This is a genomic window from Pantoea sp. X-Soil-ISGK-355, from assembly GCF_059730805.1.
Genome location: NZ_AP035972.1, coordinates 72,261 through 96,299, shown reverse-complemented (window position 1 = coordinate 96,299; position 24,039 = coordinate 72,261). Strand labels below are relative to the sequence as shown.

20 protein-coding genes are annotated in these 24,039 nt (G+C 55.4%); 7 read left to right on the top strand and 13 right to left on the bottom strand.

Going from position 1 to position 24,039, the window contains the following annotated elements:
* Nucleotides 1–183 precede the first annotated feature (183 nt).
* Nucleotides 184–1,560, bottom strand: coding sequence for a glycoside hydrolase family 10-like protein (locus AC6I8J_RS19115; RefSeq protein ID WP_256497358.1), 1,377 nt, complete (start codon nucleotides 1,558–1,560; stop codon nucleotides 184–186).
* A gap of 90 nt (nucleotides 1,561–1,650) precedes the next feature.
* Nucleotides 1,651–3,141: a MocR-like pyridoxine biosynthesis transcription factor PdxR gene (pdxR, locus tag AC6I8J_RS19110; protein WP_222925591.1), complete on the bottom strand. Its 1,491-nt coding sequence runs from the start codon at nucleotides 3,139–3,141 to the stop codon at nucleotides 1,651–1,653.
* Between the two features lie 110 nt (nucleotides 3,142–3,251).
* Between pdxR and gabT the strand changes: the two genes are divergently transcribed.
* Together gabT and gabP are read left to right on the top strand one after the other, a co-directional pair.
* Entirely contained in the window at nucleotides 3,252–4,538 is a 1,287-nt protein-coding gene (gene gabT / locus AC6I8J_RS19105; protein ID WP_260058638.1) for a 4-aminobutyrate--2-oxoglutarate transaminase, read from the top strand.
* 76 nt (nucleotides 4,539–4,614) lie between these two features.
* Nucleotides 4,615–6,030 carry a GABA permease gene (gene gabP, locus AC6I8J_RS19100; protein WP_161735729.1) on the top strand — a complete coding sequence of 472 codons (1,416 nt, stop codon included), beginning with the start codon at nucleotides 4,615–4,617 and terminating at the stop codon, nucleotides 6,028–6,030.
* 329 nt (nucleotides 6,031–6,359) lie between these two features.
* Here gabP and AC6I8J_RS19095 read toward each other — a convergent pair whose 3' ends face one another.
* The 3 genes from AC6I8J_RS19095 to AC6I8J_RS19085 all read right to left on the bottom strand — a co-directional run bounded on the left by AC6I8J_RS19095 (nucleotide 6,360) and on the right by AC6I8J_RS19085 (nucleotide 8,478).
* The gene (locus AC6I8J_RS19095; protein WP_161735727.1) at nucleotides 6,360–6,662 is read right to left on the bottom strand and encodes a YmdA family protein; all 303 of its coding nucleotides are present in this window, start codon (nucleotides 6,660–6,662) and stop codon (nucleotides 6,360–6,362) included.
* A gap of 478 nt (nucleotides 6,663–7,140) precedes the next feature.
* Nucleotides 7,141–7,560 carry a bleomycin resistance protein gene (locus AC6I8J_RS19090; RefSeq protein ID WP_253418000.1) on the bottom strand — a complete coding sequence of 140 codons (420 nt, stop codon included), beginning with the start codon at nucleotides 7,558–7,560 and terminating at the stop codon, nucleotides 7,141–7,143.
* 36 nt (nucleotides 7,561–7,596) lie between these two features.
* The gene (locus tag AC6I8J_RS19085) at nucleotides 7,597–8,478 is read right to left on the bottom strand and encodes a LysR family transcriptional regulator (RefSeq protein WP_161735723.1); all 882 of its coding nucleotides are present in this window, start codon (nucleotides 8,476–8,478) and stop codon (nucleotides 7,597–7,599) included.
* Between the two features lie 146 nt (nucleotides 8,479–8,624).
* On the opposite strand from AC6I8J_RS19085, the gene AC6I8J_RS19080 reads away from it, so the two are divergent.
* Complete coding sequence (locus AC6I8J_RS19080) at nucleotides 8,625–9,476, top strand: Vmh family MBL fold metallo-hydrolase (RefSeq protein ID WP_222925595.1); 852 nt, start codon at nucleotides 8,625–8,627, stop codon at nucleotides 9,474–9,476.
* Nucleotides 9,477–9,568: 92 nt separating this feature from the next.
* Here AC6I8J_RS19080 and AC6I8J_RS19075 read toward each other — a convergent pair whose 3' ends face one another.
* Together AC6I8J_RS19075 and AC6I8J_RS19070 are read right to left on the bottom strand one after the other, a co-directional pair.
* Nucleotides 9,569–10,240: a hypothetical protein gene (locus tag AC6I8J_RS19075; protein ID WP_222925596.1), complete on the bottom strand. Its 672-nt coding sequence runs from the start codon at nucleotides 10,238–10,240 to the stop codon at nucleotides 9,569–9,571.
* 288 nt (nucleotides 10,241–10,528) lie between these two features.
* Complete coding sequence (locus tag AC6I8J_RS19070; RefSeq protein ID WP_161735717.1) at nucleotides 10,529–11,434, bottom strand: LysR family transcriptional regulator; 906 nt, start codon at nucleotides 11,432–11,434, stop codon at nucleotides 10,529–10,531.
* Nucleotides 11,435–11,531: 97 nt separating this feature from the next.
* Between AC6I8J_RS19070 and AC6I8J_RS19065 the strand changes: the two genes are divergently transcribed.
* Nucleotides 11,532–12,590 (top strand): SDR family oxidoreductase, encoded by a 1,059-nt coding sequence (locus AC6I8J_RS19065; RefSeq protein WP_497825676.1) that lies wholly within the window; start codon nucleotides 11,532–11,534, stop codon nucleotides 12,588–12,590.
* Nucleotides 12,591–12,644: 54 nt separating this feature from the next.
* Here the strand turns inward: AC6I8J_RS19065 and rluF are convergent, their stop codons facing one another.
* Both rluF and AC6I8J_RS19055 read right to left on the bottom strand, forming a co-directional pair.
* Nucleotides 12,645–13,523, bottom strand: coding sequence for a 23S rRNA pseudouridine(2604) synthase RluF (gene rluF / locus AC6I8J_RS19060; protein ID WP_161735713.1), 879 nt, complete (start codon nucleotides 13,521–13,523; stop codon nucleotides 12,645–12,647).
* A gap of 103 nt (nucleotides 13,524–13,626) precedes the next feature.
* Nucleotides 13,627–14,097 carry a GNAT family N-acetyltransferase gene (locus AC6I8J_RS19055; RefSeq protein ID WP_161735712.1) on the bottom strand — a complete coding sequence of 157 codons (471 nt, stop codon included), beginning with the start codon at nucleotides 14,095–14,097 and terminating at the stop codon, nucleotides 13,627–13,629.
* A 327-nt stretch (nucleotides 14,098–14,424) separates the two neighbouring features.
* Between AC6I8J_RS19055 and sfnG the strand changes: the two genes are divergently transcribed.
* The gene (gene sfnG, locus AC6I8J_RS19050; RefSeq protein WP_161735710.1) at nucleotides 14,425–15,513 is read left to right on the top strand and encodes a dimethylsulfone monooxygenase SfnG; all 1,089 of its coding nucleotides are present in this window, start codon (nucleotides 14,425–14,427) and stop codon (nucleotides 15,511–15,513) included.
* 129 nt (nucleotides 15,514–15,642) lie between these two features.
* On the opposite strand, the gene AC6I8J_RS19045 is transcribed toward sfnG, so the two are convergent.
* On the bottom strand, nucleotides 15,643–17,616 hold the full coding sequence (locus AC6I8J_RS19045) for an autotransporter outer membrane beta-barrel domain-containing protein (protein ID WP_497825675.1): 1,974 nt from the start codon (nucleotides 17,614–17,616) through the stop codon (nucleotides 15,643–15,645).
* Nucleotides 17,617–17,810: 194 nt separating this feature from the next.
* Entirely contained in the window at nucleotides 17,811–18,701 is an 891-nt protein-coding gene (locus tag AC6I8J_RS19040) for a MurR/RpiR family transcriptional regulator (RefSeq protein WP_253417989.1), read from the bottom strand.
* 472 nt (nucleotides 18,702–19,173) lie between these two features.
* On the opposite strand from AC6I8J_RS19040, the gene AC6I8J_RS19035 reads away from it, so the two are divergent.
* Together AC6I8J_RS19035 and AC6I8J_RS19030 are read left to right on the top strand one after the other, a co-directional pair.
* On the top strand, nucleotides 19,174–21,294 hold the full coding sequence (locus tag AC6I8J_RS19035) for a TonB-dependent siderophore receptor (RefSeq protein ID WP_497825674.1): 2,121 nt from the start codon (nucleotides 19,174–19,176) through the stop codon (nucleotides 21,292–21,294).
* A 34-nt stretch (nucleotides 21,295–21,328) separates the two neighbouring features.
* A complete protein-coding gene (locus AC6I8J_RS19030; protein ID WP_497825845.1) occupies nucleotides 21,329–22,423 on the top strand; it encodes an ABC transporter substrate-binding protein in 1,095 nt (364 codons plus the stop codon).
* Here the strand turns inward: AC6I8J_RS19030 and AC6I8J_RS19025 are convergent.
* Together AC6I8J_RS19025 and AC6I8J_RS19020 are read right to left on the bottom strand one after the other, a co-directional pair.
* Nucleotides 22,412–23,395 carry an XdhC family protein gene (locus AC6I8J_RS19025; RefSeq protein ID WP_161735702.1) on the bottom strand — a complete coding sequence of 328 codons (984 nt, stop codon included), beginning with the start codon at nucleotides 23,393–23,395 and terminating at the stop codon, nucleotides 22,412–22,414. The genes AC6I8J_RS19030 and AC6I8J_RS19025 overlap by 12 nt on opposite strands.
* Nucleotides 23,392–23,958: a nucleotidyltransferase family protein gene (locus AC6I8J_RS19020; RefSeq protein ID WP_285088511.1), complete on the bottom strand. Its 567-nt coding sequence runs from the start codon at nucleotides 23,956–23,958 to the stop codon at nucleotides 23,392–23,394. Before AC6I8J_RS19020 ends, AC6I8J_RS19025 begins: the two co-directional genes overlap by 4 nt.
* Between the last annotated feature and the right edge of the window lie 81 nt (nucleotides 23,959–24,039).

Below are 24,039 nucleotides of genomic sequence, written 5' to 3'. Positions count from 1 at the left end.
ATTGAGGAATAGTATACCCAAATGTTACTGGTTTTTTTTGGCGATTCACCAGCTATCGCGGGAAAACCCGGAATAGCTGGGAATCGAAAGAAATCATATGGAAAAGAGCCTGTTATATAGCGCAAGAATAGCAGTAAGTCACAGGGAAAAACTTAACCGCACTGGTCATGCTGTCCGGGCATTTCAGCCTCCCCAGCGGCTTTTAAGGTAGCTCACCGCCTGCTGAGTCTGCGGCTGATTCAGATAGTTCTCTCTGAACAGAATGGTGCCATCAATATTGGGGTTAGATTCATTCAGGTCGAGCTGCTTTTTCAGTTCAGGCACACCACCCTGGAGCGTCCAGTCAGGTTCAATTTTTGATGGCTCGCCGACTTTATAAAGCGCAAGACCGATGTAGAGCCGGGTTTTAGTCGGTTTCACTACTTCTGCCCACCAGTTTGCCAGCACGTCATATCGGGCAGCCTGACGGGAAAAAGGCCAGTAGAGCTGCGGGGCGATGTAATCCAGCAGACCCTGCTGCACCCAGTGACGGGTATCCGCAAAGGCTTCGTCGTACGCTGCGGCGCCTCGGGTATCGGAACCAGCAGGATCGTGCGACAGATTGCGCCAGACGCCCGCCGGACTGACACCAAATTCAACGTCTGGCTTCAGCTGTTTGATAGTGCGTGACACCTGCTCAATCAGTTGCTGAGTATTGTGACGTCGCCAGTCCGCTTTACCGGCAAAACCCTGCCCATAGCGACTGAAGGTCTGATTATCGTTGAGCAGCGAACCTGCTGATTCGGCATAGAAGTAGTCATCGAACTGCACACCGTCGATGGGATAACGCGCCACCACCTCGGCCACAATACTGGTGATCCAGTCACGCGCCTCAGGAATGCCCGGATCGAGCACGTAGCGATCCCCTGCGGTGCGGATCCAGTCGCGGTGCAGCACAAAAACACTGGCCGGATGCAGTGACAGCGTGCGGTTCAGTTCGCTGACGGTCGAAGGTTTAGTATTGACCGATACCCGGTAAGGGTTGAACCAGGCATGAACTTTGATGCCGCGCTTGTGCGCCTCATCCAGCATAAACTGCAGCGGATCATATCCTGGATCTTCACCGATTTTGCCAGTCAGCATATCCGACCAGGGGAGGATTTTTGAGGGCCAGAGCGCCGTGGCATCCGGCTTCACCTGGAAAAACACCGTGTTAATGCCCAGGCTTTTCAGCTTATCCAGTTTGTTGGTCAGGGATTGCTGCTGCAGGCGGATACGCTGCGCCGGACTGGTGCCGTTCACCGACGCCACGGGCGGCCAGTCGAGACGTGACACCGTGGCTAACCAGACACCCCGCATCGGTTGACTAGCCTGAGGCTGTGCTGGCTTGCCGGGCACAGGTAATGGCTGTTTCGTTACCGGCGGAAAAGGGGTCACCAGCGATTTCGGCGGTTCGGATGCGCAACTGACCAGCAATAACGCCGCAGCCAGCGCAGCGCCTCGCTTAATAGCCGCTCTGGCCTGTGCAGAAAAGGGATTAAGGGCGATGATAAACTCCAGTATTTTCTGGTCGAAACGCAAAGAGCTGTATTCTCGGTGACGCTGATGAAATGTCAATGCGTTAGCACAGCTCCAGCCCTGAAACTGCTGCCTTTTAAAACCCATGAACCGCTAACGCGGCGGACTAAAGACCATCCCTGCGGACATAAGACAGGCTTTGAGTGTGCCAAAGGCGTCCTGACACTGCCGCTCATTGACGCAGGCATAACCCAACAGCAATCCGCGCGCCTCCTGCGGATGCATATAGTATTGCGAAAGCGGTCGCACTTTGACCCCGCGTTTCAGCGCCTCTGCAGCTATCGCAACGTCATCCGCGCCCGCTGGCAGCGGCATCACCAGATGCAGTCCCGCCTCATGATTGAATGCCGGTAAAAATGCTGGCCCCAGATAGCGCTCAATCAGCCTGCAGAGAAACTGCCGCCGCTGACGATAAAGCAGGCGCATCCGGCGAATATGCTCCATGTAGTGGCCCAGTCGGATAAACTCAGCCAGCGCCCGCTGAATCAGCAGGTGTCCGCCGCGATAGAGTTCCGCCGCCGCGATGCGCAACGGCTGTGCCAGCGATTTCGGCACCACCATGTAGCCAATACGCAGAGCGGGATAGAGTGTCTTGCTGAATGTGCCCATGTAGATGACCGGTGCATCGGCTTCCAGCCCCTGAAGTGAGGGATGAGGCTGACCGGAAAAGCGAAATTCGCTGTCGTAGTCATCTTCAACAATCCAGCTTTGATGACGGCGTGCCAGGGCGATCAATGCCTGACGACGCGCCAGGCTCAGGTGCACCCCCAGCGGATACTGATGGGAAGGCGTTACAAACACCATTTTAGGGGCCGGGCCGCTGTCCGGTACCAGTCCCTGCTCATCCACCGTCATCGCGCGAATCTTCAGACCATTCATGCGCAGCAGATTACGTGTTCCCCAGTAGCCCGGTTCCTCCATCCAGACCCGATCGCCGGGATCACATAACACCCGCGTCACCAGATCAACCGCCTGGTGAACCCCTTCGGTAATCAGGATCTGGTCAGCATCGGCCCGTACGGAACGCGCCACCCGCAGATAATCCACCAGCGCATGGCGAAGATCGGGACAGCCGCCGCCGCTGCTGTAGACCAGGCGATGTACGTCAGGTTCGCGGTTCAGCCGCGCCTGAATCTGGCTGAACAGCTTGTGAGGAAATTCGGTGACATCGGGTGCGCCGGGCACAAACGCGCCCCACTGCCAGGGCGAGGCAGTTGCATGCCCCAGCAGACTGGCACCCCGCTTTGACAGCGTCGCGGGTCGTTGCGCCCTCACCGCCTGAAGATCGGCAATCGCATCACTTTGCAGAGAATTCTCCGGCAACGTCTCGGCAATCCATGTCCCGCTGCCGGTGCGCGCGGTGACATACCCCTGCGCCATCAGACTTTCATAAACATGCATTACCGTGTTTCGCGACACGCCGAGTTCGCGCGCCAGATCGCGGGTTGGCGGCAGACGGCTTCCGCGGGGAAACACCTCTTCCGCGATTGCGGCCTGCATACAATTCAGCAGCCGCTGATGTAATGAGCCGGTTCTTAAAAACTGTAACCGTGCTAATAGATGATCTGCGTACAAGAGTCGCAATTGGCTCCACCTTTCCTCTGAGAATTGGCTCTGGCAACTCACCACGCCTCAGGCATAAATAAACGTGTTTGTCGGGAATTGTAAACACGCATATTAACGAGGTGGATGAAATGAGCGAAAATAATAACCTGATGCAGCAGCGCAAAGCACAGGCTCTCCCTAAAGGCATCGGTACGCTGTGCGACTGGTACGTTGCCCGGGCAGAAAACGCCACCTTATGGGATCAGGCCGGTAAAAGCTGGATCGATTTCGCTGGCGGCATCGCGGTGCTGAACACGGGCCACCGCCATCCACGTATTGAACAGGCCATTGCCGATCAGTTAACAAAGTTTACCCATACAGCGTTTCAGATAACCCCTTACGAAAGTTATATCTCCCTGGCCGAGCGCATTAATCAGCGCGTGCCCATTGCCGGATCGGCCAAAACGGCCTTCTTCACGACTGGCGCGGAAGCGGTGGAAAATGCGGTCAAAGTGGCTCGTGCCTATACCCGCCGTCACGGCATCATCACCTTTGGTAACGCTTTCCATGGTCGTACTTTCATGACGATGGCGATGACCGGTAAAGTGGCGCCCTACAAGCGGGACTTCGGCCCGATGCCACCTTCTGTCTTCCATGCACGCTACCCCAGCGCAGTTCAGGGGATCAGCATTGAGGCGTCACTGATCAGCCTCGACGAAATCTTTACCCAGGACATTGCACCGCATGATGTGGCCGCGATCGTGCTGGAGCCGGTGCAGGGGGAAGGCGGATTCCATGCCGCACCGGCAGAGTTTATGGTGCAGTTGCGGGAGCTGGCCGATCGCCACGGCATTCTGCTGATTGCGGATGAAGTCCAGAGTGGATTTGCCCGGACCGGCAAGCTGTTCGCCATGGAGCACTATCCGGTGAAGGCCGATATTATCACCATGGCAAAAAGCCTGGCAGGCGGCATGCCGCTTTCCGCCATCGCCGGTCGTGCAGAGGTCATGGACGCACCTGCGCCTGGGGGCCTGGGCGGAACCTATGCCGGTAACCCACTGGCTATCGCCTCAGCCCATGCGGTGCTGGATGTGATTGAAGAGGAGCAGCTCTGCCAGCGCGCCGTCGATCTCGGTGCCAGGCTTGAAGCTGAACTGCTGGAGCATCAACGCAAACATCCGGACATTGCTGACGTACGTGCGCTGGGTTCCATGGTGGCGATGGAGTTCTATCAGGCCAGCACCGCGCAGGCGGTTCAGAAGATGGCAATGGAACAGGGCCTGCTGCTGCTGACCTGTGGAGCTAAAGGCAACGTCATCCGCTTCCTCTACCCGCTCACCATTCCTGATGCCCAGTTCAGCCAGGCGCTGACCATTCTCTCCACGGTAATTAATCACTGTGTTGCTTCTGCCGGACATCCCGTCGTCCCGGCCTGATTTCGCTGTGCGTTCACGCAAGCCTGTTCCCCTTTCGTCCGGCTATTCAGGCCGGACGTCGCCTGGAGACGTTTACATGACGATGAATCAGAGTGCGAATGAAGATTCGCTGGCTCAAAACCTGAAACCGCGCCACGTGCGTATGCTCTCAATTGCGGGTGTGATTGGCGCAGGGCTGTTTGTCGGCTCCGGCCACGCTATTTCTGAAGCCGGTCCTGCGGTGCTGATCTCTTACGCGGCTGCCGGTGCGCTGGTGGTGTTAATTATGCGGATGCTGGCCGAGATGGCCGTCGCTTCACCCGATTCAGGCTCTTTCTCAACCTATGCGGACAAAGCGCTGGGTCGCTGGGCCGGTTTTACCATCGGCTGGCTCTACTGGTGGTTCTGGGTGCTGGTGATCCCACTTGAAGCCAATGCAGCGGGGACGATTCTGCACGCCTGGTTCCCCGAGGTCGCCATCTGGCAATATACCTTTGCCATCACGTTACTGCTGACCATTACCAACCTGCTCAGCGTTAAAAATTATGGGGAATTTGAGTTCTGGTTTGCGCTGATCAAGGTCGTGGCCATTATCCTGTTTCTGGGTGTGGCGGGGGCGGCAGTATTGGGTCTGCTGCCTGACAGCAACACCAGTGGCCTGTCGCATCTTTATGACACGCACGGATTTATGCCGAATGGTATGAGTGCGGTTGTAGCGGCCATCCTGACCACGATGTTCTCTTTTATGGGTACCGAAATCGTCACTATTGCCGCTGCCGAGTCCAAAAACCCTGGCAAGCAGATTACCCAGGCAACTAACTCGGTTATCTGGCGCATTGCGCTGTTTTATCTGCTGTCGATTTTCTTTGTGGTCGCACTGGTGCCGTGGAACACGCCTGGCCTGGTTGAACAGGGCTCATGGCAGACGGTATTAACGGCGATGAACATTCCGCATGCCCGGCTGATTGTCGACCTGGTGGTGCTGATGGCGGTGTGCAGCTGTCTTAACTCTGCACTATATACCTCATCGCGCATGCTTTACTCCCTCTCCCGCCGCAAAGATGCGCCTGCTGCTGCTTCACGCACTAATCGCAGCGGCACGCCGTGGGTTGCGGTATTGCTCTCGACCGCTGCTGCGTTTCTGGCAGTAATTGCGAATTACCTTGCGCCAAGTGTCGTGTTTGAGTTTTTACTGGCGACGTCGGGGGCGATTGCGCTGCTGGTCTATCTGGTGATTGCCGTATCGCATCTTGTGCTGCGTAAAAAGCGCGAAAAGGCGGGTGAAGTCCTGAATTACCGGATGTGGCTATTCCCAGGCCTGACGTGGGTAACGATTCTGTTTATCACGACCGTACTTGTGATCATGTTGTTTGACGCGAAGCATCAGGCTGAATTACTGGCAACCTGCGGATTAACACTGTTGATCATTACCACCAGTCTGGTTCTGCGTCGTAAAAAGGAGAAGCGTCAAAGTACGAAGTACTTTACTCAGCGCTCTTCTGATCCTTCGTGATCCCCGGATGTTTTTTATAAAACCATTAAAAACCCACCTTTAGCTATAAAGGTGGGTTTTTATCTTTATCCATTCGGGAACCGGTATAGCGCTTGAGAACACATAAAATAAAAGAGTTTTAATAAATTGTCAGCATCATCAGCCTGCACCTGGAATTCACTCACCTGAATCTCCAGGTGAAGGTGCAGCACATTGTTTCTTGCTGAACAGGTATACGGAAGATTAGACCTTATTATGTCAGGGACTTTATGCTTTATTCACTCTCTGCGAGTTATGACCTGCAGATCGCACTGGGGTTTTCAGGTAAACACTAAAATCCGTTATGGGAATCAGAGATAGCTGACCTCAATAATCCCTTTCGATTTCGCAGGGTTAAACCAGTGCATTTTTACTTCTACAGGCAAGCCAGTCAGGGATTTGGGGTTCATCAGGTCAGCAGTTGTAACGACAGCCTTGCCACGAGCGGGATCATAGCAGTCAAACACAACAGGATTCTGCCCGATATTCATATTACACGAACCGTTCGTTATGGCTCCCCTGAAGATGATAGTACCTGAATTTGGATCTGCACTCGCTGGACCAGCCAGGGTGATCAGCAACGTGGTAAAGCAGAGAGATAAAAATAATTTCATAGTGCGTCCTCCTGAGTATGTATCACCTGTTATCGGCATACATGCCCAAAGATTAAGTGCTGAGTGAAAAAATAAATGTAAATTTTAAACACTTACCCAAATGAAATTCATTACAAAGACAATGTTAAGAATTATCTAATCCAGCTAAGTAACGTGAGTGTAGACCATAGCGTGAAAGATTTTTTCGCCTGGGTTCTTTTTCCTGATGACCTTTTCAGAAAGAAGCCACACCTTCAGCCCCTTTATTTAATCTTTACACTCATTACCATGCTACGCATGGATTTTTTGTTAGCGGATCGGGTAATCATTAATTGTCCTGCTGTAAATGGCAGGCTGAATTTCCTCTACGACTGAAATAAAGCCGGTAAAGTTAAAACATATATTTATTATGACTGAACATTCAAAATAAAATGCAGAATACAGGCGCGTTTTTTACGCTATTTAAGTCATCACTGGTAGTGTCGAAAACGCTTTCAGCTTATTCCAGATACTGGCTAAAGCGCAGCAGATAACCATCTGGATCCTGTACCAGAAACTCCCGCTGGCAGGCGGTTGTCTCGCCGGTGTCATAGTAGTTATCACTCAACGCACGAAAAAGTGGCACGGCATGCTGTTGCAAACCTGTCATTACAGCTTGAATGTCATCGACTTCGATCTGAAAATTAATGCCCCGCCCCAGCGGCCTCTCCAGTTCAGCTGTGTTCCACCCCTGCGGATGGCACTGTTCAATCATCAATTGCGCCTCACCAAAGCAGAGGTATGCGAAGTCAGGATTCTGACGCTGGATCCGCACCTCAAAGCCCAGCACATCGGTGTAAAAATGCAGCGAAACGGCAAAGTCAGTAACGGTCAGTTCTGGCACCATAGGGTTCCAGTACAGTTGTTGATCATCATTCATAAATGTCCCCATCATTCTCAGTTCGATTTCCTCTCATCACCGGCTCTGAATGCTGTTTTGCAGTTCATCCAGCATCAGACGCAGCGCGGCAGACTGGTGCTCACGCGACAGGTAAAGCCCCCAGATACCGATGCGCTGCGGCGCATAATCGGGCAATAACTCAACCAGCTTTCCCGCTTCAAGCGCAGGGCGTGCTTCCAGTTCAGGCACCATCGCTATCCCACAATCTGCAATCGCTGCGTCACATAACAGTGACGAAATGCCCGCACTGAAATTCCCTTTAACGGCGACAGAGATTTTCTCGCCACCAGCCGCCGTGAAATGCCAGCTCTGACCGGCAAAACGACTGTAGTAGAGGCAGTTGTGCTGCGCCAGATCGCCAGGCGTTTGCGGAATGCCTCGCTTCTGCAGATAGACGGGGGAGGCGCAGAGTACAGAGTGACATTCACCGAGACGGCGTGCGATTGCTCCCGGCTCTGGCGCATCGGTGATACGGATGGCGAGGTCGATGCGCTCGCTGATCAGGCTTACCGGCTGATTGTTAATATCCAGTTCGATGCGCAGCGCCGGATAACGATCAAGAAAATCGGGGACGACCGGGCCGACAAGATGAAGCGCCGTAAAATGGGCACAGGCGATGCGTAGCGTTCCGGCTGGAACACTCTGGGTGGTTTCCTGCTGGATCGCTTCTGACAGCAGAGCCAGCTGGCGGGTCTTTTGCAGAATCGCCTCACCGGCAGGCGTCAGGGTCAGCCGGCGCGACGAGCGATGCAGCAGACGCGTTCCCGCCCACTTTTCCATCTCTTCCAGATAACGGCTGACCATCGGCCGCGAGATCCCCAGCGCACGCGAAGCAGCACTCAGGCTACCCAGCTCACATATCCGGTTAAAAACGGCAGCTGCCGTCACTCTGTCCATCCCACTCACCTGTTCGGATTATGAAACTCAGCATCTCTGATTCCGGGAATTCTAACAGATAGCAAGATGCGTAGAATAGCGCTACTGATTCTGCACATCGCCCGATACACCTGCCTGAGTCGGGCATATATCTCTGAGGAATATTAATGAAAACTGCTCTGTTGCCTGTGATACTCGTTCTGGCTTCCGCCTCCGCCAGCGCGGCCACGCTGCAACTGGAAACCTATAATCCGCAGGAGAAAGGTATTTTTGCCGTCTCCTCAACCCTGGTCTCCGGGCCAACCGAAGCAATTCTGTTTGATGCCCAGTTCAGCATCCAGGATGGTGAGAAGCTGGTGGAGATGATTAAAAAGCGTGGTAAAAAGCTGAAGGAGATTGTGATCACCTCGGGCGATCCCGATTTCTACTTCGGTCTGGAGCCGATTGTTAAAGCCTGGCCGGACGTCAAAATCGTTGCCGCACCTGCGGTGGTAAAGCATATCCAGCAGACTCATGACGCCAAGCTGAAATACTGGGGCCCTCAGATGAAACAGGGTGCACCGGATAAAGTCTTTGTGCCAGACGTTACGCATCAGACCCGCTTCAGCGTGGATGGCGAGGCGCTGGAACTGCGTCATCCTGATCAATATGCTGCATACATCTGGATCCCCTCTGTGAGCACCATTCTGGGCGGTACAGCCCTTTCCTCTGGCATCCACGTCTGGACGGCTGACACTCAGACCGTTAAGAGCCGCAATGAGTGGCGCCATATCCTCACTGAGATGCAGACGCTCAACGCGAAAAATGTTATTCCGGGCCACTATCTGGGTGAGCGTCCAGCCGGCTCGCAGGCTGTGGATTTCACCCTGAATTATCTGAAGAGTTTTGAAGCGGCGCTGTCAGAACATAAAACCTCAGCAGCGGTGATTGCCGCCATGAACACCGCCTGGCCAAAACTGGCTGAGCCGGCGTCACTTGAACTCAGCGCGAAAGTGAATACCGGCGAGATGAAGTGGTAAACTTTCAGAGCGGTTCGCTCATAACAGATTGATCCGCCTTACAGCGACCATTCTGTGCGGATGCCAGTGACTGAAAGTAAAATGACCGGGCGCTATCTTTTCATCAGATAGCGCCTGTCGTCACGCGCCTGCAATCGTGCCTCTGCCGGTGTGGGAAAAATATAGTGAAACAGATCGCGGTAAAAACTCAGGTGCTTCAGTAATCCATCCTGAATGGATTTACGAAGGTCTTTAATCAGGAATTCCTGAGTTGTATTGAAGTTAGTCATACTGAAAAAGGTTTTGTCATAGACGTTGACCACCCCTTCCCATTTCATCACCTGCTCTTCCGGAGACGCGCCTTCCGAGGCGACAAACATCCCTTTATGAGATTTCACCCCCTGTTTACTCACATAGGTGGTTAAGGCGTCATAGCTGCGCTTGTTGCGCCAGCGACAGAATTCATAAGGCACATCGTAATGTGGCAGTACAAAGTCCGGGCTGCGAAAATGTTCATCGCCGATCAATCCATCCAGGGTGACTGTGAAATGAAGGAAGTCCTGCAGGAAGTCGAACTGACGAGTTTTGGTGAGCGTGATATTAATGCTGTAGTGACCAGCCTGCACATACCAGTAATTTGTAAAGCCGGTTACCAGAATACAGAATGCCTGCCAGTCACTGAGTCTTCTGTCGCCCGCCAGCCCCCTGAAACGGCTGATCATCATCCGTGATTTGGGATGCTGATACGCTTTCAGCAGCGGATCGTTCATACCTTTCAGTAACATCAGGCACACTCCTTGATAGATTGCGCTTATCCTGCCACGCCCTGATGAGGGTGAAAAGTGTCGTTGGTCTGAATGTGAACCTTTTAAAAAATCTGGCTTATGGTGGCAAAAGCACTGTCTGATTAGGCGTAAGAGAAGGCTGAGTTAACCCGCCGGGCATCGGATACCAGGCGCATGTGTGAAAGAATGCGCTGCACACCATCCGGACGGTCATATCAGAGCTTTGCGAGGGTTTTAAGCGTTTCCGGGTTTTGCTGCACCCTGCGAATTAATAAAATCGCCTGGGCATCAGATCTGGCTCTGCCCTGATCCCTGCATCAACACCTCACTTAACCGTCCGACCAGCTTACGGACCTTATAAGGAATAAAACGGGCATCCGGGAATAGGGCATAGAGATAACGGTCGGGCATTCGCCAGTCCGGTAACACCCGCACCAGTCGACCGGAGGCCAGCGCGTCTGCGCCAGGCAGCGTCTGTAAGCCGCCGATACCGAGGCCTGCTTCAAGGGCCTGCATCAAGGCATCGCTGTTATTAGACCGAAACACGCTTTCTACCGGAACAGAGACTTTCGCGGTCGCAGAAACCAGCTGCAGCGGCGCATCAGTCGCTATACCACTAAAACGTATATGCGGATAGCGCATAAGGTCATCGGGCGTCTGCGGCGGGCCGTTGCGCGCTATCCACTCAGGGGAAGCCACCAGCACGGTTTCAATCGTGGCGAGCGAACGGGCAGCCAGCGTGGCAGGTGGCGACTCGCTGACACGAACCGCCACGTCAACGCCTTCCACGATGAGGTCCGACAGGCGATCCTCCAGCGCAATATTCAGACGCAGCGCAGGATGCACCTGCTGGAAAGCGATCAGATGCGGCATCAGCCGCTGCCCGATGCCGCTCGGCAACTGAATATGCACTCTGCCATGAAGCGGCTGCGATTCAGGCCGTAGTTGCTGCTCCAGTTCGTCCATCGCACCAAGCAGCTGCCTGACCTGTTGCAGATAATGGTGACCCGGCTCAGTTAACGCCATGGTTCGCGTGGTGCGATGCAGGAGCACCACGCCCAGTGCCTCCTCCAGTGCGGCGATCTGCTGGCTAACAGCCGACTGCTTCATGCCGTTTTGCCGTGCTGCCGCCGAAAAGGAGCCCGCTTCCGCCACCCGGATGAAGGTCTGCATCGCAGTCAGTTTGTTCTGCATTTATAGATTTTCCTGATAAGTGATATCCGGTTACGGGGATTTAATCAGAATTTTACACAGGTGAGAATGCGGCTTCTTTCTTAATCGGATAGCGATCATGAAAACGACACAGGGTAAAAAGGTTGCGCTGGTGGCGGGTGCCAGCGGGATTGTGGGTCAGCAACTGAGTCAGGCACTGGTAGCAGACCACTGGCAGGTCAAGGCACTGACGCATCGGTCAGACTTTGCAGTCAGCGGAACAGAGATTATAGCGGTCGATCTGCGCGATAGTCAGCAGTGCCAGCAACGGCTGGCATCACTCACCGACGTCACGCATATCTTTTACAGCGCCTGGCTGAACGCTTCTGACTGGGGAACGTTGGTCGGACCAAATCTTGCCATGCTGCAAAATCTGGTTCAGACCATGGAGGATGTCGCCCCACTTGAGCATGTCAGTCTGATGCAGGGATACAAGGTGTATGGCGCCCATCTCGGACGCTTTAAAACGCCGGCGCGGGAAAGCGATCCTGGTGTACCGGGTGCTGAGTTTAACGCCGCGCAGCTGAACTGGCTGAGCGCACAACAGCATGGTAAAGGCTGGCACTGGAGTGCGCTGCGGCCCGGTGTGGTCGGCAGTGACAGGCCGGGCAACAGCATGAACCTGGCGCTGAGCCTGGCGCTCTACGCTTCAATCTGTCGCGCGGCGCGGCTGCCCTTACGCTTTCCCGGTTCGCCAGAAACCTGGCACAGTATGGTCGATTTTACCGATGCCACTCTGCTGGCCGACGCGACGATCTGGGCCGCACGCACTTCTGACGCACGCAATCAGGCCTTTAATATCAATAATGGCGATCTCTGGCGCTGGAGTGAGCTATGGCCGGTCATTGCAGCCTGGTTTGAACTGGAGATCGCGCCGCCGGTTTCGCTGTCGTTCCGGCAACTATTTCAGGATTATCGTGCACTGTGGCGGGAAATCGCCGGGGATAACACATTAGTTGAAGCAGATATTCTGGCACTGAGTGACGGCGCTTTCGCTGATTTTATTTTTGGCTGGAACTACGACATGTTTGGCGACGGCAGCAAGCTGCGGCGGGCGGGCTTTCACGGTTATCGCGCGACGGATGAGATGTTCTGCGATCTGTTTGCCCGCTTTCGGGCGGCGCGCGTTATTCCGTGATGCGCCCGTGAAAGCACAGAGGGCGAGAATATCGCTCTCTGCATCGGACTGGGTTTAGCGCCCTTTCTTCTTCCGTCCCGGCTGGACAAAGCGCTTGCGCGAGGCGCCAGCCGCATCCGCTTTTTCAGCAGGTTTCGCACCGCTCTTCTGCGGTTTTTTTGCGGCCGACGTTTTAGCCGGAGCTTTAGCTTTCTTCGCGGGTTTATCTTCTGAAGAGGAGTTCTCCAGCAGTTTAAACAGCTCAACGAGTTCGTCATCGGTGAGGTCGCGCCATTCCCCGAGCGGTAATCCCTTGAGATTGACGTTCATGATACGGGTGCGCTCAAGCTTCGTGACTTCAAAGCCGAAATGCTTACACATGCGACGGATCTGGCGATTCAGACCCTGGACCAGCGTAATACGGAAGACAAATGGCGCTTCCTTTTTCACTTTGCACTTTTTGGTCACCGTGCCCAGCATCGGCACGCCTGCGCTCATTCCGGCAATAAACTCATCGGTGATTGGCTTGTCGACCGTAACGACATACTCTTTTTCGTGGTTGTTACCGGCCCGCAGGATCTTGTTGACCAGATCACCGTGGTTGGTAAGGAAAATCAGGCCCTGAGAATCTTTGTCGAGGCGACCAATCGGGAAGACGCGCTTGCTGTGATTGACGAAATCGCTGATGTTATCGCGCTCGCCCTCTTCCATGGTGGTGATAATCCCCACCGGCTTATTCAGGGCAATCAGCACCAGATCGTCTTCATCGCGCGGCTCGATAAGCTGACCATTGACCTTCACCACATCGCCTGCAAATACCTGCGCGCCTACAGTGGCGCGTTTGCCGTTAATAAAAACGTTGCCCTGCTCGATGTAACGATCGGCGTCACGACGGGAGCAGATGCCGCTCTCGCTGATGTATTTATTAAGACGAGTTGATGAGTCAGTCAGCATGATTCCTCCAAAAAACGCGGACTATACCTTACCGGCGGGGGCTTGCGAAGTCTTTGCACCGGAAACTTTTGCTCAGCTTTGCCAGCCTGACGGCAGCGGGCATTCACAGATCAATCGCCATCTCAGTACAGCGCAAATCGCTGCCCGCCAGCTTTGACGGATAGAAACTTTCGCCCAGCGGGTGGAAGCCATGCTGCTGGTAAAAGCCCACGGCGTTCGGCGTCGAAGCGAGCGTCAACCGGTGGTAGCCACGCTGCAGCGCCTCCGCTTTGATGGTGTCGATGATCAGCCCAGCCATTCCCTGTCCGGTAAATGCGGGCAGGGTAAAAATGGCTTCCACGCTGGCGGCGGCAAGGTCCAGCGATCCGGTAGCAACCGGCACGCCGTCCGGACCATCAATCACGAAGAAGGGATTGGCGCGGATCATCGCAGGAAAGCTGGCGGGCATGCGGTCCGGCGTCCAGGCGGCGAGCACGTCGGGTGGATAAGCATGCTGGCAGCCATGACGGAGTGCCTGATTTCGGATATTCCATAAACGATACGCCTCTTCAGGCGATGCCTGTCTGACTATCACGATCCCCTCCGGTTCTCATCGCGTCGCGCTTCGCTACGTTATCACAGCCCGTTCCCGGTAACTGACATTCTGGCACTGTTGATGTGAATAGCGTGATGGCAGTCATTCACCGTTCACCGATTTGTCCAGGCATTGCTGCTGCATTAGCAACCCGGTTGTTTCAACCGTGCCGCATTTGCAACACGCCCAGCTCGCCTTTAGCCGTTTACTTCCATAAAAACAGTAACTTATTTTATGGCACGGTTAGTGCTTGGCCTTTTCTTTTATATCTTAAAGTTTGGAAAAATTAACTATTCCATTAATCCAGCTATATGCCAGGAGAAAACCATGTCACTGAACCAACCTTTACAGTTCGCCTACTGGGTGCCGAATGTCTCGGGCGGACTGGTGATCAGTCAGATAGAACAGCGAACCCGCTGGGATGCTGCCTACAACCGTAAACTGGCGCAGATCGCCGAACAGGCGGGTTTTGATTATGCGCTGACGCAGATCCGGTTTACTGCCGGGTATGGCGCAGACAATCAGCATGAATCCGTCACCTTCTCGCAGGATCTGCTCAGTCACACCTCGAAGTTAAAAGTGATCGCCGCGCTGCTGCCTGGCCCGTGGAATCCGGTATTAGCCGCAAAGCAGATCGCCACCATCAGCCATCTCTATGGGCCACGTATCGCCGTTAACATTGTCAGCGGCTGGTTCCGGGGCGAATTCAAAGCGATTGGTGAACCCTGGCTCGATCACGAAGAGCGCTATCTGCGTTCCGAAGAGTTTATTCGCTGCCTGCAAGGCATCTGGCGCGAAGAGAACTTTACCTTTGCAGGTGATTTTTATCGCTTTCGCGATTACGCCATGAAACCTAAGCCATTGTCTCCGTTACCGGAAATTTTCCAGGGTGGCAGCTCACGTGCGGCACGTGACATGGCTTCCCGGGTGTCAGACTGGTATTTCACTAATGGGAATACGCCGGACGGTGTCCGTCTGCAGATCGCGGATATCCGTGAAAAAGCAGCACGCAATCAACATCAGGTCAGAGTCGGACTGAATGGATTTGTGATTGCGCGTGAAAGTGAACAGCAGGCGCAGGCGGTGCTTCAGGAGATCATCAGCAAAGCCAACCCGGATGCGGTGAAAGGCTTCCAGCATGAGGTCAAAAATGCAGGCAGTGCTTCACCTGAAGGAGAGGGAAACTGGGCGAAATCGTCGTTTGAAGATCTGGTGCAGTACAACGACGGCTTCAAAACCAATTTGATTGGCACCCCCCAGCAGATTGCTGAACGGATTATCGAACTTAAGCAGGCCGGTGTCGATCTGCTGCTGCTGGCGTTTCTGCACTTTCACGAAGAGGTGGAGTTCTTTGGTCGCGAAGTAATACCGCGCGTTCGAGAGCTGGAGGCGCAGGCGGCACTGATCGAAGCGTGAAAACCACACGCCAGGGCGAGTTTAACGCTCTGGCGCCGCGGCGTAATGAATAACGCGCAACATCGTCTGCCGCACCATTTCAGACAGCGGCAGACGATCTCTGCACGGCCTTTTGATACAGCTTATCATTTAAAAACGGGCGTTAAGTCCGACGTTCCATGTCACCTGGTGATAGTCGCTGTTACCTGTCACCGCTGAAACGCCGGCAAATGCGTTCACCGATGTGCCAATGGGCACGCTTGCGCCCAGAGCCATATTGATCCAGTTATCATCCCGTGAGCCACTGCTGCGGGTAAAGGCAGTGCGGGTCGATTTCAGTCCGGCGGTAACAGCAGAGTCGCTGTCGCCGAACTGATGGTTGTAACTGACCTGCGCCCAGGGATTAATCACTAAATCTTTACTGTCGATACGCCAGCCAACTGACCCGATTTGAGAATGCAGTGTCTGGTCGCCAAAGCGCATCGAGGTACTGCTGTTCCCTTCTTCTCTGTAGCCATCAATCTGGGTGTAGTCGAGCGCATAGCTGGCCATCGGGCCGGTGGAGACATAGCGGCCCAGCGGTAAGTCCCAGCCGGTCTGCACCCGCATCCCCAGCACTTTGCCGTCGCTGCTGCCCTTCTCCGTACGGGTCGCCGGTCCCAGCCTGACCTTACGCTCAATATCATCAAAGTTCAGATCGGCATAATGGGCATCTGCATTAATCCATCCCCGATCCAGATAATTTACTTGGCTCCACAGCGCCACCAGATTGCCGCGTAAACGATAATCAAACCGCTGCGAGGGATCCTGTCGTTGCGAGGTAGTGGAGAGCATCGCACCGGCCTGCCAGCTATCGGACAGCTGATAGCCCACTCCTACGGTGCCGGTAGCGCTTGTTGCATCACCGTCCAGCAGGCTGTCGCCGCGGAAATCTCGCTGCTGTCCGGCATAGCCACCGAAAACCGTAAACTCTCCGGCGCTGGCGGGCTGCTGACGCTGCTGTTGCAGATGTCCATCCAGCGTATTCTGCGCATCCCCCACCAGCATCGATGGTGCCTGACTCAGCACGGCCACCTGCAGCGGCGCACTCAGCACCGACTCAATATAATCGGCGATTAGCGCATGCACTGCCGGGCTGGGATGCAACCGGTCGGCAAACAGATACTGTTGCGATTGTGAAAATCCTGGCGTTGAGGCGGTGCAGTCCATTGATGAGACGCCGGGCGGACAGGCCATGCCTGCCGTGTTGCTGAGTCCATACAGGCGCGGGTTATCGATCACCTCATTAAACAGGCCATTGATATCCACCCGCGCGATATTGCCGCGTGCCGCCACCAGCCCCTGCTCTTCAGCCTGGTTGTAACGGTCGGTGAGGGCTGCCGCCTCCTGACTCAGCAACTGCCAGGCGGCAAACAGCTGTTGTGCAAGCGCATCGCGGATCAGCGGAATAGAAGTGACCTGACCAGCTGCTTCGTTAAGCGCGGTTTCAATTGCCTGCTCTCTGGCGGCGCGGTCAGGCGTGGCGGTGGTACTCAGCGACTGAAACAGCGCCGCCGTGGCAGGCTGGGCGGCCGGCCCCAGCACCTGCAGAATCGCCTGAAGCAGCGCGGGCGTCGCTCCGACGTTTGGCACCGTCGGAACGATGACCGTGCCGGCCCCGGCATCCAGCAAACGACTGACCTGTGAGGCCGCGGCACTGGCACTGTTATCCACGATCTGCTGTGCAGCGAGCGGCGCAAGGGCTGCCGCCGCTAAGTCATTGCCGCCAATCCAGTGAATATAGAGTCCGTCAGAATCGGCTCGTCCGTCGCGCGTCGCAAGGTAATTATCCAGCTGATCCTGCGTATTAAACATGGGATTTATCGCCGGTACCGCAACGGCGCCACCTTCGGCATAGTTGCTTCCGCCCTGGGATGAGGGGCGCAAAGTGTCACCCAGCGACTGCGCTACGATCTCGTCATAGAGCGGATGGGTCGCACCATCATAAGTAAAGCGTCCTACGTTGCCGCCATCACTCAGGCTGTCACCAAATACGGTAAGGTCACTCCATGCCATCGCAGGCAGCGGCGACAGGAGGCTCAGGGTGGCACAACAGAAAAGGTATTGCGCGTGAAGGGGTTTCATCAGCAGCTCCGCACAAAAAAAGTAAAGTGAGAAAGAGTAAAAGCCGCACCCGGAGGCGCAGCACGCTGTAAGCGTAGTCGCCCTGATAAACGGGCCGATGAAAAGACGCGATCGCGCTCGCAAAGCAGGAAAATTTGACTTAAAGGTGAGCCCGTTTTTACCGGAAAATTCCGGTCACGGCTTAATCCTGCAGATTACTTTTTGCTGGCGGGTTTCAGCCCGCGATAGAGATCCTGTAGCCGTTTCATGGTTTTAACGGTGCGCTGCGGCAGCGTCGAAGCAACTGACAGGATTAGCATCTCCAGACAGACCATTATGGTGCCGTGCAGCGGAATGCGCCCCTTCTCACCACCGCGAGGCACGTTGATCACCACATCCGCCTCACGCGCAAAAAAAGAGTCGGTGGCGTTGGTCAGCAGGATAATCGGGATATTCAGCCGTTTCGCTTCGCGCACCACGGTGGTCCCTTCCCGGTGCGCCGATTGCTGCGCCATCATTATCAGCACGTCGCCACGCTGCAGCGCCAGCATCTGCTCTGCCAGCGCAATGCCGGCGCGATTAAGCGAAAAGGCGGGCAGACCGATACGGTTCAGCAGCCGCACGCTGTAGTCCGCCAGAATCCCTGAGGCGTTAATGCCAAAAATAGCCACTTCCCGCGCTTCACTCAGCAGCGCCACGGCGTCTGCCACCGCCACCCGGTTCTGCGGCTGCGACAGCACCTCACAGGCGTGCCGGTGGCCCGCCAGTACAAAGTCGATGGCGCTGTTTACGTCACTGGTCACCTCACTGACAGTAGTGAACATCTTATCTTCCGAGGTCAGCGAGGGACCAAACCAGGCTCTGAGCGTCTGTTTGAGATCGCGCAGTCCGCTGAATCCGAGCGCCTGAATGGCGCGGATCACGGTGGCATCAGAAGTGTGATTCGCGACGGCGATCTCCATCGCAGTACTTTCGAGCACCGTTTCGCGCTGTTGATCGATATAACGTGCCACAGCCAGCAGACGAGGAGAAAGCTGCTTTTCGCGGGCGCGCAGACGCTCTGCCACCACATCCACTCTGTTTTTAACTGGCCGGTTCTGTTTCATGCTGTTCCTGCTGCTGGTGTTTAAGGTCCGAAAGGCTGATTACCGATCTGGTTAATGGAGAATATTCCACGGTCAGAAATTGTAGTGAAAGCGTAATTCAATTCTGAATTTGACCTGCAAATGATAGGGATTTAAGCGTATCCTGTCATCTCGCCATGAAATAATAATCATTATTTTCAACGAAATAAACTCATCACCTGGACTGTCAGTCAGTAAAATCGATACAGCAGAAATGTAGTAAATTCTGTTCAAATTATGTTTACTACTACCTTGCTGGATGTTTGAATGATTCTCAATTACAGATGAGAAGCATTGTCGTCCGGTCAGCGCAATGATGTCTGAACCCGAATGCCGTTCTCTTCTGCTTAAAGCGCTGCATATTGCAGACCACCTCCAGGGAAGCCCTGTATGACAGCCAGTCATCAGAGCGAATTTGCTTCAGAAACTGCCAGTAACAGATACGAAAAGAAAAATGAAAAACAAAGACTCACGATATCCGGCCCGACACCCCGCTCTGGTCGTGGCAATTTGCGGCAGCATGATGCTGCCACAGGTCAGCGCAGCAGCCAACACAGCACCGGATATGACCGTGACCGCCGATGCTGACTCAGAGGGAAATTACAGCGCCAGCGAGAGCAGCGTCGCCAGTAAAATGCCAACCGCGCGGCTTGATGAGGTGCAGTCGGTCAGCGTGGTCACGCAGCAGCAACTGGACGATTACCAGGCAAGCTCACTGGCGGATGCGATGCGCTTTGTCAGCGGCGTTTCAGAAGCTAACACACTGGCTGGCACCGAAGATGGCTTCGTTCGACGCGGTTTTGGCAGTAATGCCGATGGGTCGGTCTACCGGGATGGCATTCGCAGCAGTCAGGGACTCAATTTTGATGCCACAACCGAACGAGTTGAGGTGCTGAAAGGCTCCTCTTCGCTGCTCTACGGCATTCAGAATCCGGGTGGCATTATCAATGTGGTCAGCAAAAAGCCGCAATACAGCTGGCACTCCAGCGTTAGCGGACGCAACGCCAGTGAAGGCGGCGGTGCAGGCACGCTGGATGTCACCGGCCCGCTGGGCAATGGCTTTGCCTTCCGGCTGATCGCCGAAAAGCAGAATCAGGATTACTGGCGCAACTTTGGCAGCGAAGAACACACGCTGCTGGCACCCTCTCTGCAATGGTTTGGCGAGCAGGCCAGCTTTCTGATCAGCTATGCCGACTACCGTTATGACATTCCCTACGACCGCGGCACGGCCTTTATCGACGGCAAGCCGATCGATATTGCTTACAAAGATCGTCTGGATGACAAAGCTAATCACGCCTGGGGTCACAACAAAACCCTGAATGCCCACTATGACTGGCAGTTTAATGATGAGTGGCGCACCCGGCTCACCCTGGGCTGGAATCAGCGGCGTTATGACAACGATGAGGTGCGCGTAACGGCGGTCAATGCCAGCACTGGCGTAGTAACACGTCGTGCCGATGCCAACCGTGGGTTTAACCACAAAACCAAATATGTGAGCTGGGATCTGCTGGGCAATCCGGAGATTCTGGGCATGCAGCACGCGCTGGTGGCAGGCACCGACTATGAGATGAATCAGACTTATCGCGCCCATCAGTATCAGGGCAAGGTCAACCGCCAGTTTAACTACTTCAATCCCGACTATGACATCCTGTCACCGGTCACGGACACCAGCACCGAAAATAGCGCAGCAGCCAATAACCTGAACCGTATTCATAGCCGATCGCTCTACGCCAAAGACACTATTTCACTCACACAGGACTGGATTGTGGTGCTGGGCGGCCGTTATCAGCATTATGAACAGCGCGCCTCCCGCGGCGTTAATCCCCAGTCAGAAATCCTGAACGATGAGAGCAATAAGTTTCTGCCGCAGGCCGGGGTGATCTACAAACTCACGCCTGACCTCTCTTTCTACACCAGCGTCAGCAAGTCGTTCACGCCGTCAACCGACGTGGATGATGATGGCAATGTCGGCAAGCCGGAACAGGGCACCAGCTGGGAAGTCGGCAGCAAATGGCAGCTATCGCCAAAACTGCTGGCAACAGTGGCGCTCTACCGGATTGATGAAAAAGCGATGTCGCTGAATATTAATGGTAGCACGCGGGCCATTGATAAAGCCCGATCGACCGGCGCTGAGTTTGAGCTGAATGGCGAAATTGCACCCGGCTGGGATTTGAGTGCGAACTACAGCTATGATCAGGCAGAGATCGTCAGCGATCGGGTGAATCCGGATAACAATGGCAATCGGCTGCAGAATGCGCCGCGTCATGCCGGTGCGCTTTACCTGAGTCATGAGCTGCAGGTCAGTGGCCTGCCCGGCACGTTCCGGCTCGGCGGCGGTGCGCGCTATGTCGGCAGCCGTGCGGGCGATCCCGATAACAGTTTCACCCTGCCCGACTATGTAGTGGCAGACAGCTTCGTAGCGTGGAACAACCGGCTGTTTGGTGAAAAAACCCAGCTGCGTCTGAATATCAATAATCTGTTTAATCAGCACTACTACAGTTCAAGCGGCGGCAATCTGCGCGTCCGTGAAGGCGAAACCCGTAATCTGATGGTACAGGCCCGTGTGGAATTTTAACTCGCTACGCTCAGTGCTGCTGACGATCACTGTGATGCTGGTCAGCGCGTGTGCACATTCCCGCACGCTGACCGACATCACCGGTCGCCAGGTCACGATTCCCGACCATCCGCAGCGCATTATGCTGGGTGAAAGCCGGATGCTCTACAGCGTCGCACTTCTGATGCCCGGTAATCCGCTGCAGCATATTGCTGGCTGGCCGCAGGATCTGAAAAAGTACGATCCTCAGACCTGGCAGGTTTTTGCGCGCCAGTTCCCGCAGATGGAGACGATTCCGGTCGTGGGGCTGGATGGCGTTAACGATATGAATCCCGAACAGGTGATCGCACTTAAGCCGGATGTGGTGATCCTGCCGCAGCTGGCGCGCGACAGTGAAAACGTTGCCGTGCTGGAGAAGATGCTCGCTGCGGCGCATATTCCGGTGGTGAAGATCGATCTGCGGGTTAATCTGCTGAAAAACACTGAGCGCAGCATCACTTTGCTGGGTGAGGTGCTCAATCAGCCACAGCGCGCGGCTCAGTTTAATCACTTCTACCGCAGCCACATGCAGCGCATTTCGAGTCGGCTGGCGGATTATCACGGTCCGAAACCGTCCGTGCTGTTGCAGTTACATCTTGGACGACGCAGCGAGTGCTGCGTCACCTCGGTGAATGGCAATCTGGGTGAGCTACTGACGTTTGCTGGTGGCAATAACATCGCCAGCCAGCAGATCAAAGGCGTATTCGGACGGCTGAGTGAGGAGAGTGTGATTGCGGCACAGCCGAATTACTATTTTGCAACCGGCACCGGCAGCGCCGATGAAGCGGGAGCCTTAAAACTCGGCCCCGCCGTCACAACAGCGCAGACCCGGCAAAGCCTGCTCGCACTGACCAGTCAGCAGAATGCGCTGAAGCAGCTCACCGCGCTGCGCGACGGTCATGCCGGAGCCATCTGGCACAATTTTTATCTCAGCCCGTGGCACGTCGTAGCGACCGAATTCTTTGCTGCCACGCTCTACCCGCAACTGTTCCGCGACGTCGATCCCGAACAGACGTTACAGCAGCTGTTCCGTGATTTCCTGCCGATACCCTTTTCAGGCAGCTATCTTTATCGGCTGGCGCCCGAGAAGACGCCGGGATCAGACGGCTGACTGTGCGCTATTCTTCACCCGGACGATATCGGCCATGACCGACAGCGCAATCTCTGCCGGAGTCTTGCTGCCGATGGGCAGGCCGATGGGCGCATGGATGCGGTCCAGTTCGGCCCGATCCATTCCGGCGATCTGTTGCAGTCGCGCCCGCCGTTTCTCGCTGTTTTTCGCCGAACCCATGATGCCGATGTAGAACGCGGGTGTGGCAATCGCCTCCATCATCGTCAGATCATCAATGCGGGGATCGTGGGTCAGTGCCACAATGGCTACCGCGGCGTGCGCCCCGTTCAGTTCCAGCCAGCGCGCAGGATGCTGTGATACCAGCGTCACGTTATCCGCGTCGCTGAAGTGACTTTCCAGCTCCGTCCGCACTTCCGGCCGGTGCTCACAGACCCGCACGTGAAAGCCCAGTATCTGTCCCAGCCGGATGCACTCATGTGCCACGCTGGAGTAGCCCGCGATCAGGAGTTCCGGTATCGCGCCCACCGGCAGTAACAACTGTTGCTCGCTGGCATCCAGTGCGGGCAGCCTCCTGTCAGCGGCAATCGCCTCCCACTGCGCACGCGCGCCCGGGCGTATCAGTTTTACCAGCGGCTGTTGCCCGCTCAGCGCGCGCTGCATCGCCGTCAGCAGCGCCAGCGTGGCGTCATCAGGCGGCAGAAATTCTATGACGATTTCCAGACTGCCGCCGCACGGCAGGCTGACGTCAGGACGCATCCCGCCCTCGCCATAGCGTACCCGCTGACTGCTGGCGCGATACGCCCCTGCCGCCAGCTGTGCCAGAAAGTCCTCTTCGATGCAGCCGCCCGACAGCGATCCGCAGTATGCGCCGGTTTCGTTAACCGTCATGAGTGTCCCGGGTGCGCGGGGCGAAGAGCCATAGGTGCGCAGCACCGTGCAGAGCCAGACCTGCTGGCCCGCCTGGCAACTGCTCAGTGCCGCATTAATCACGCGTTGATCCAGCGTTATCATGAAAATTCCTTTATCAGCTGCAGATCGGCAGGGAAATCGATATCACAGAGGCAGCCGCGATCGTGAAGCGGCAGCCGGACAGCCTGTGACCTCACTATCGCCTGTGGTCCGGCATCGCCCTGTAACGTGCTCAGCATGGGAAAAGAGTGATTCTGAAAACCCACCGGATGGCCCGGTTTTCCCTCAATGACTGGCCTGACGATGGGCGAATCCACCAGCGCAGCACTGATGGCACGGTAACTTTCAGGCGTCACAAACGGCATATCGCCCAGCGCAATCAGCCAGCCGTCGTAGTCACGGCTGGCGTTAACGCCCGCCGCGATGGACTCGCCCAGTCCACCGCTGTCGCACAGCACGACAGTCGCCCGCGTACAGATTGCCTGGATTGCCAGGGCGTCGGGACGGGTCACCACGAACAGGTCAAGCCCGCTGGCAGCGGCCTGATCCAGCGTGCGCTGCAGCACCGGTTTGCCTTCAAGGTCAGCCAGCAGCTTATGCTCGCCCCCCTGCTGGCGAAAACGTTGACTCAGCCCGGCGGCCAGTACAATCAGCGCTATCTTCACTCTCGTTCTCCGCTATACGTGAAAAACGGGCGCAGGCTTTAGCCCGCGCCCGCATGACCTGAGTCTGACCTGCTGCCAGCA

What these genes read in the sequence shown, in the direction of transcription:
- gabT (WP_260058638.1), top strand. Translation starts at nt 3,252, where the DNA reads ATGAGCGAAAATAATAACCTGATGCAGCAGCGCAAAGCACAGGCTCTC.
- gabP (WP_161735729.1), top strand. Translation starts at nt 4,615, where the DNA reads ATGACGATGAATCAGAGTGCGAATGAAGATTCGCTGGCTCAAAACCTG.
- AC6I8J_RS19095 (WP_161735727.1), bottom strand. Translation starts at nt 6,662, where the DNA reads ATGAAATTATTTTTATCTCTCTGCTTTACCACGTTGCTGATCACCCTG.
- AC6I8J_RS19090 (WP_253418000.1), bottom strand. Translation starts at nt 7,560, where the DNA reads ATGAATGATGATCAACAACTGTACTGGAACCCTATGGTGCCAGAACTG.
- AC6I8J_RS19085 (WP_161735723.1), bottom strand. Translation starts at nt 8,478, where the DNA reads ATGGACAGAGTGACGGCAGCTGCCGTTTTTAACCGGATATGTGAGCTG.
- AC6I8J_RS19080 (WP_222925595.1), top strand. Translation starts at nt 8,625, where the DNA reads ATGAAAACTGCTCTGTTGCCTGTGATACTCGTTCTGGCTTCCGCCTCC.
- AC6I8J_RS19075 (WP_222925596.1), bottom strand. Translation starts at nt 10,240, where the DNA reads ATGTTACTGAAAGGTATGAACGATCCGCTGCTGAAAGCGTATCAGCAT.
- AC6I8J_RS19070 (WP_161735717.1), bottom strand. Translation starts at nt 11,434, where the DNA reads ATGCAGAACAAACTGACTGCGATGCAGACCTTCATCCGGGTGGCGGAA.
- AC6I8J_RS19065 (WP_497825676.1), top strand. Translation starts at nt 11,532, where the DNA reads ATGAAAACGACACAGGGTAAAAAGGTTGCGCTGGTGGCGGGTGCCAGC.
- rluF (WP_161735713.1), bottom strand. Translation starts at nt 13,523, where the DNA reads ATGCTGACTGACTCATCAACTCGTCTTAATAAATACATCAGCGAGAGC.
- sfnG (WP_161735710.1), top strand. Translation starts at nt 14,425, where the DNA reads ATGTCACTGAACCAACCTTTACAGTTCGCCTACTGGGTGCCGAATGTC.
- AC6I8J_RS19045 (WP_497825675.1), bottom strand. Translation starts at nt 17,616, where the DNA reads ATGAAACCCCTTCACGCGCAATACCTTTTCTGTTGTGCCACCCTGAGC.
- AC6I8J_RS19040 (WP_253417989.1), bottom strand. Translation starts at nt 18,701, where the DNA reads ATGAAACAGAACCGGCCAGTTAAAAACAGAGTGGATGTGGTGGCAGAG.
- AC6I8J_RS19035 (WP_497825674.1), top strand. Translation starts at nt 19,174, where the DNA reads ATGAAAAACAAAGACTCACGATATCCGGCCCGACACCCCGCTCTGGTC.
- AC6I8J_RS19030 (WP_497825845.1), top strand. Translation starts at nt 21,329, where the DNA reads ATGCTGGTCAGCGCGTGTGCACATTCCCGCACGCTGACCGACATCACC.
- AC6I8J_RS19025 (WP_161735702.1), bottom strand. Translation starts at nt 23,395, where the DNA reads ATGATAACGCTGGATCAACGCGTGATTAATGCGGCACTGAGCAGTTGC.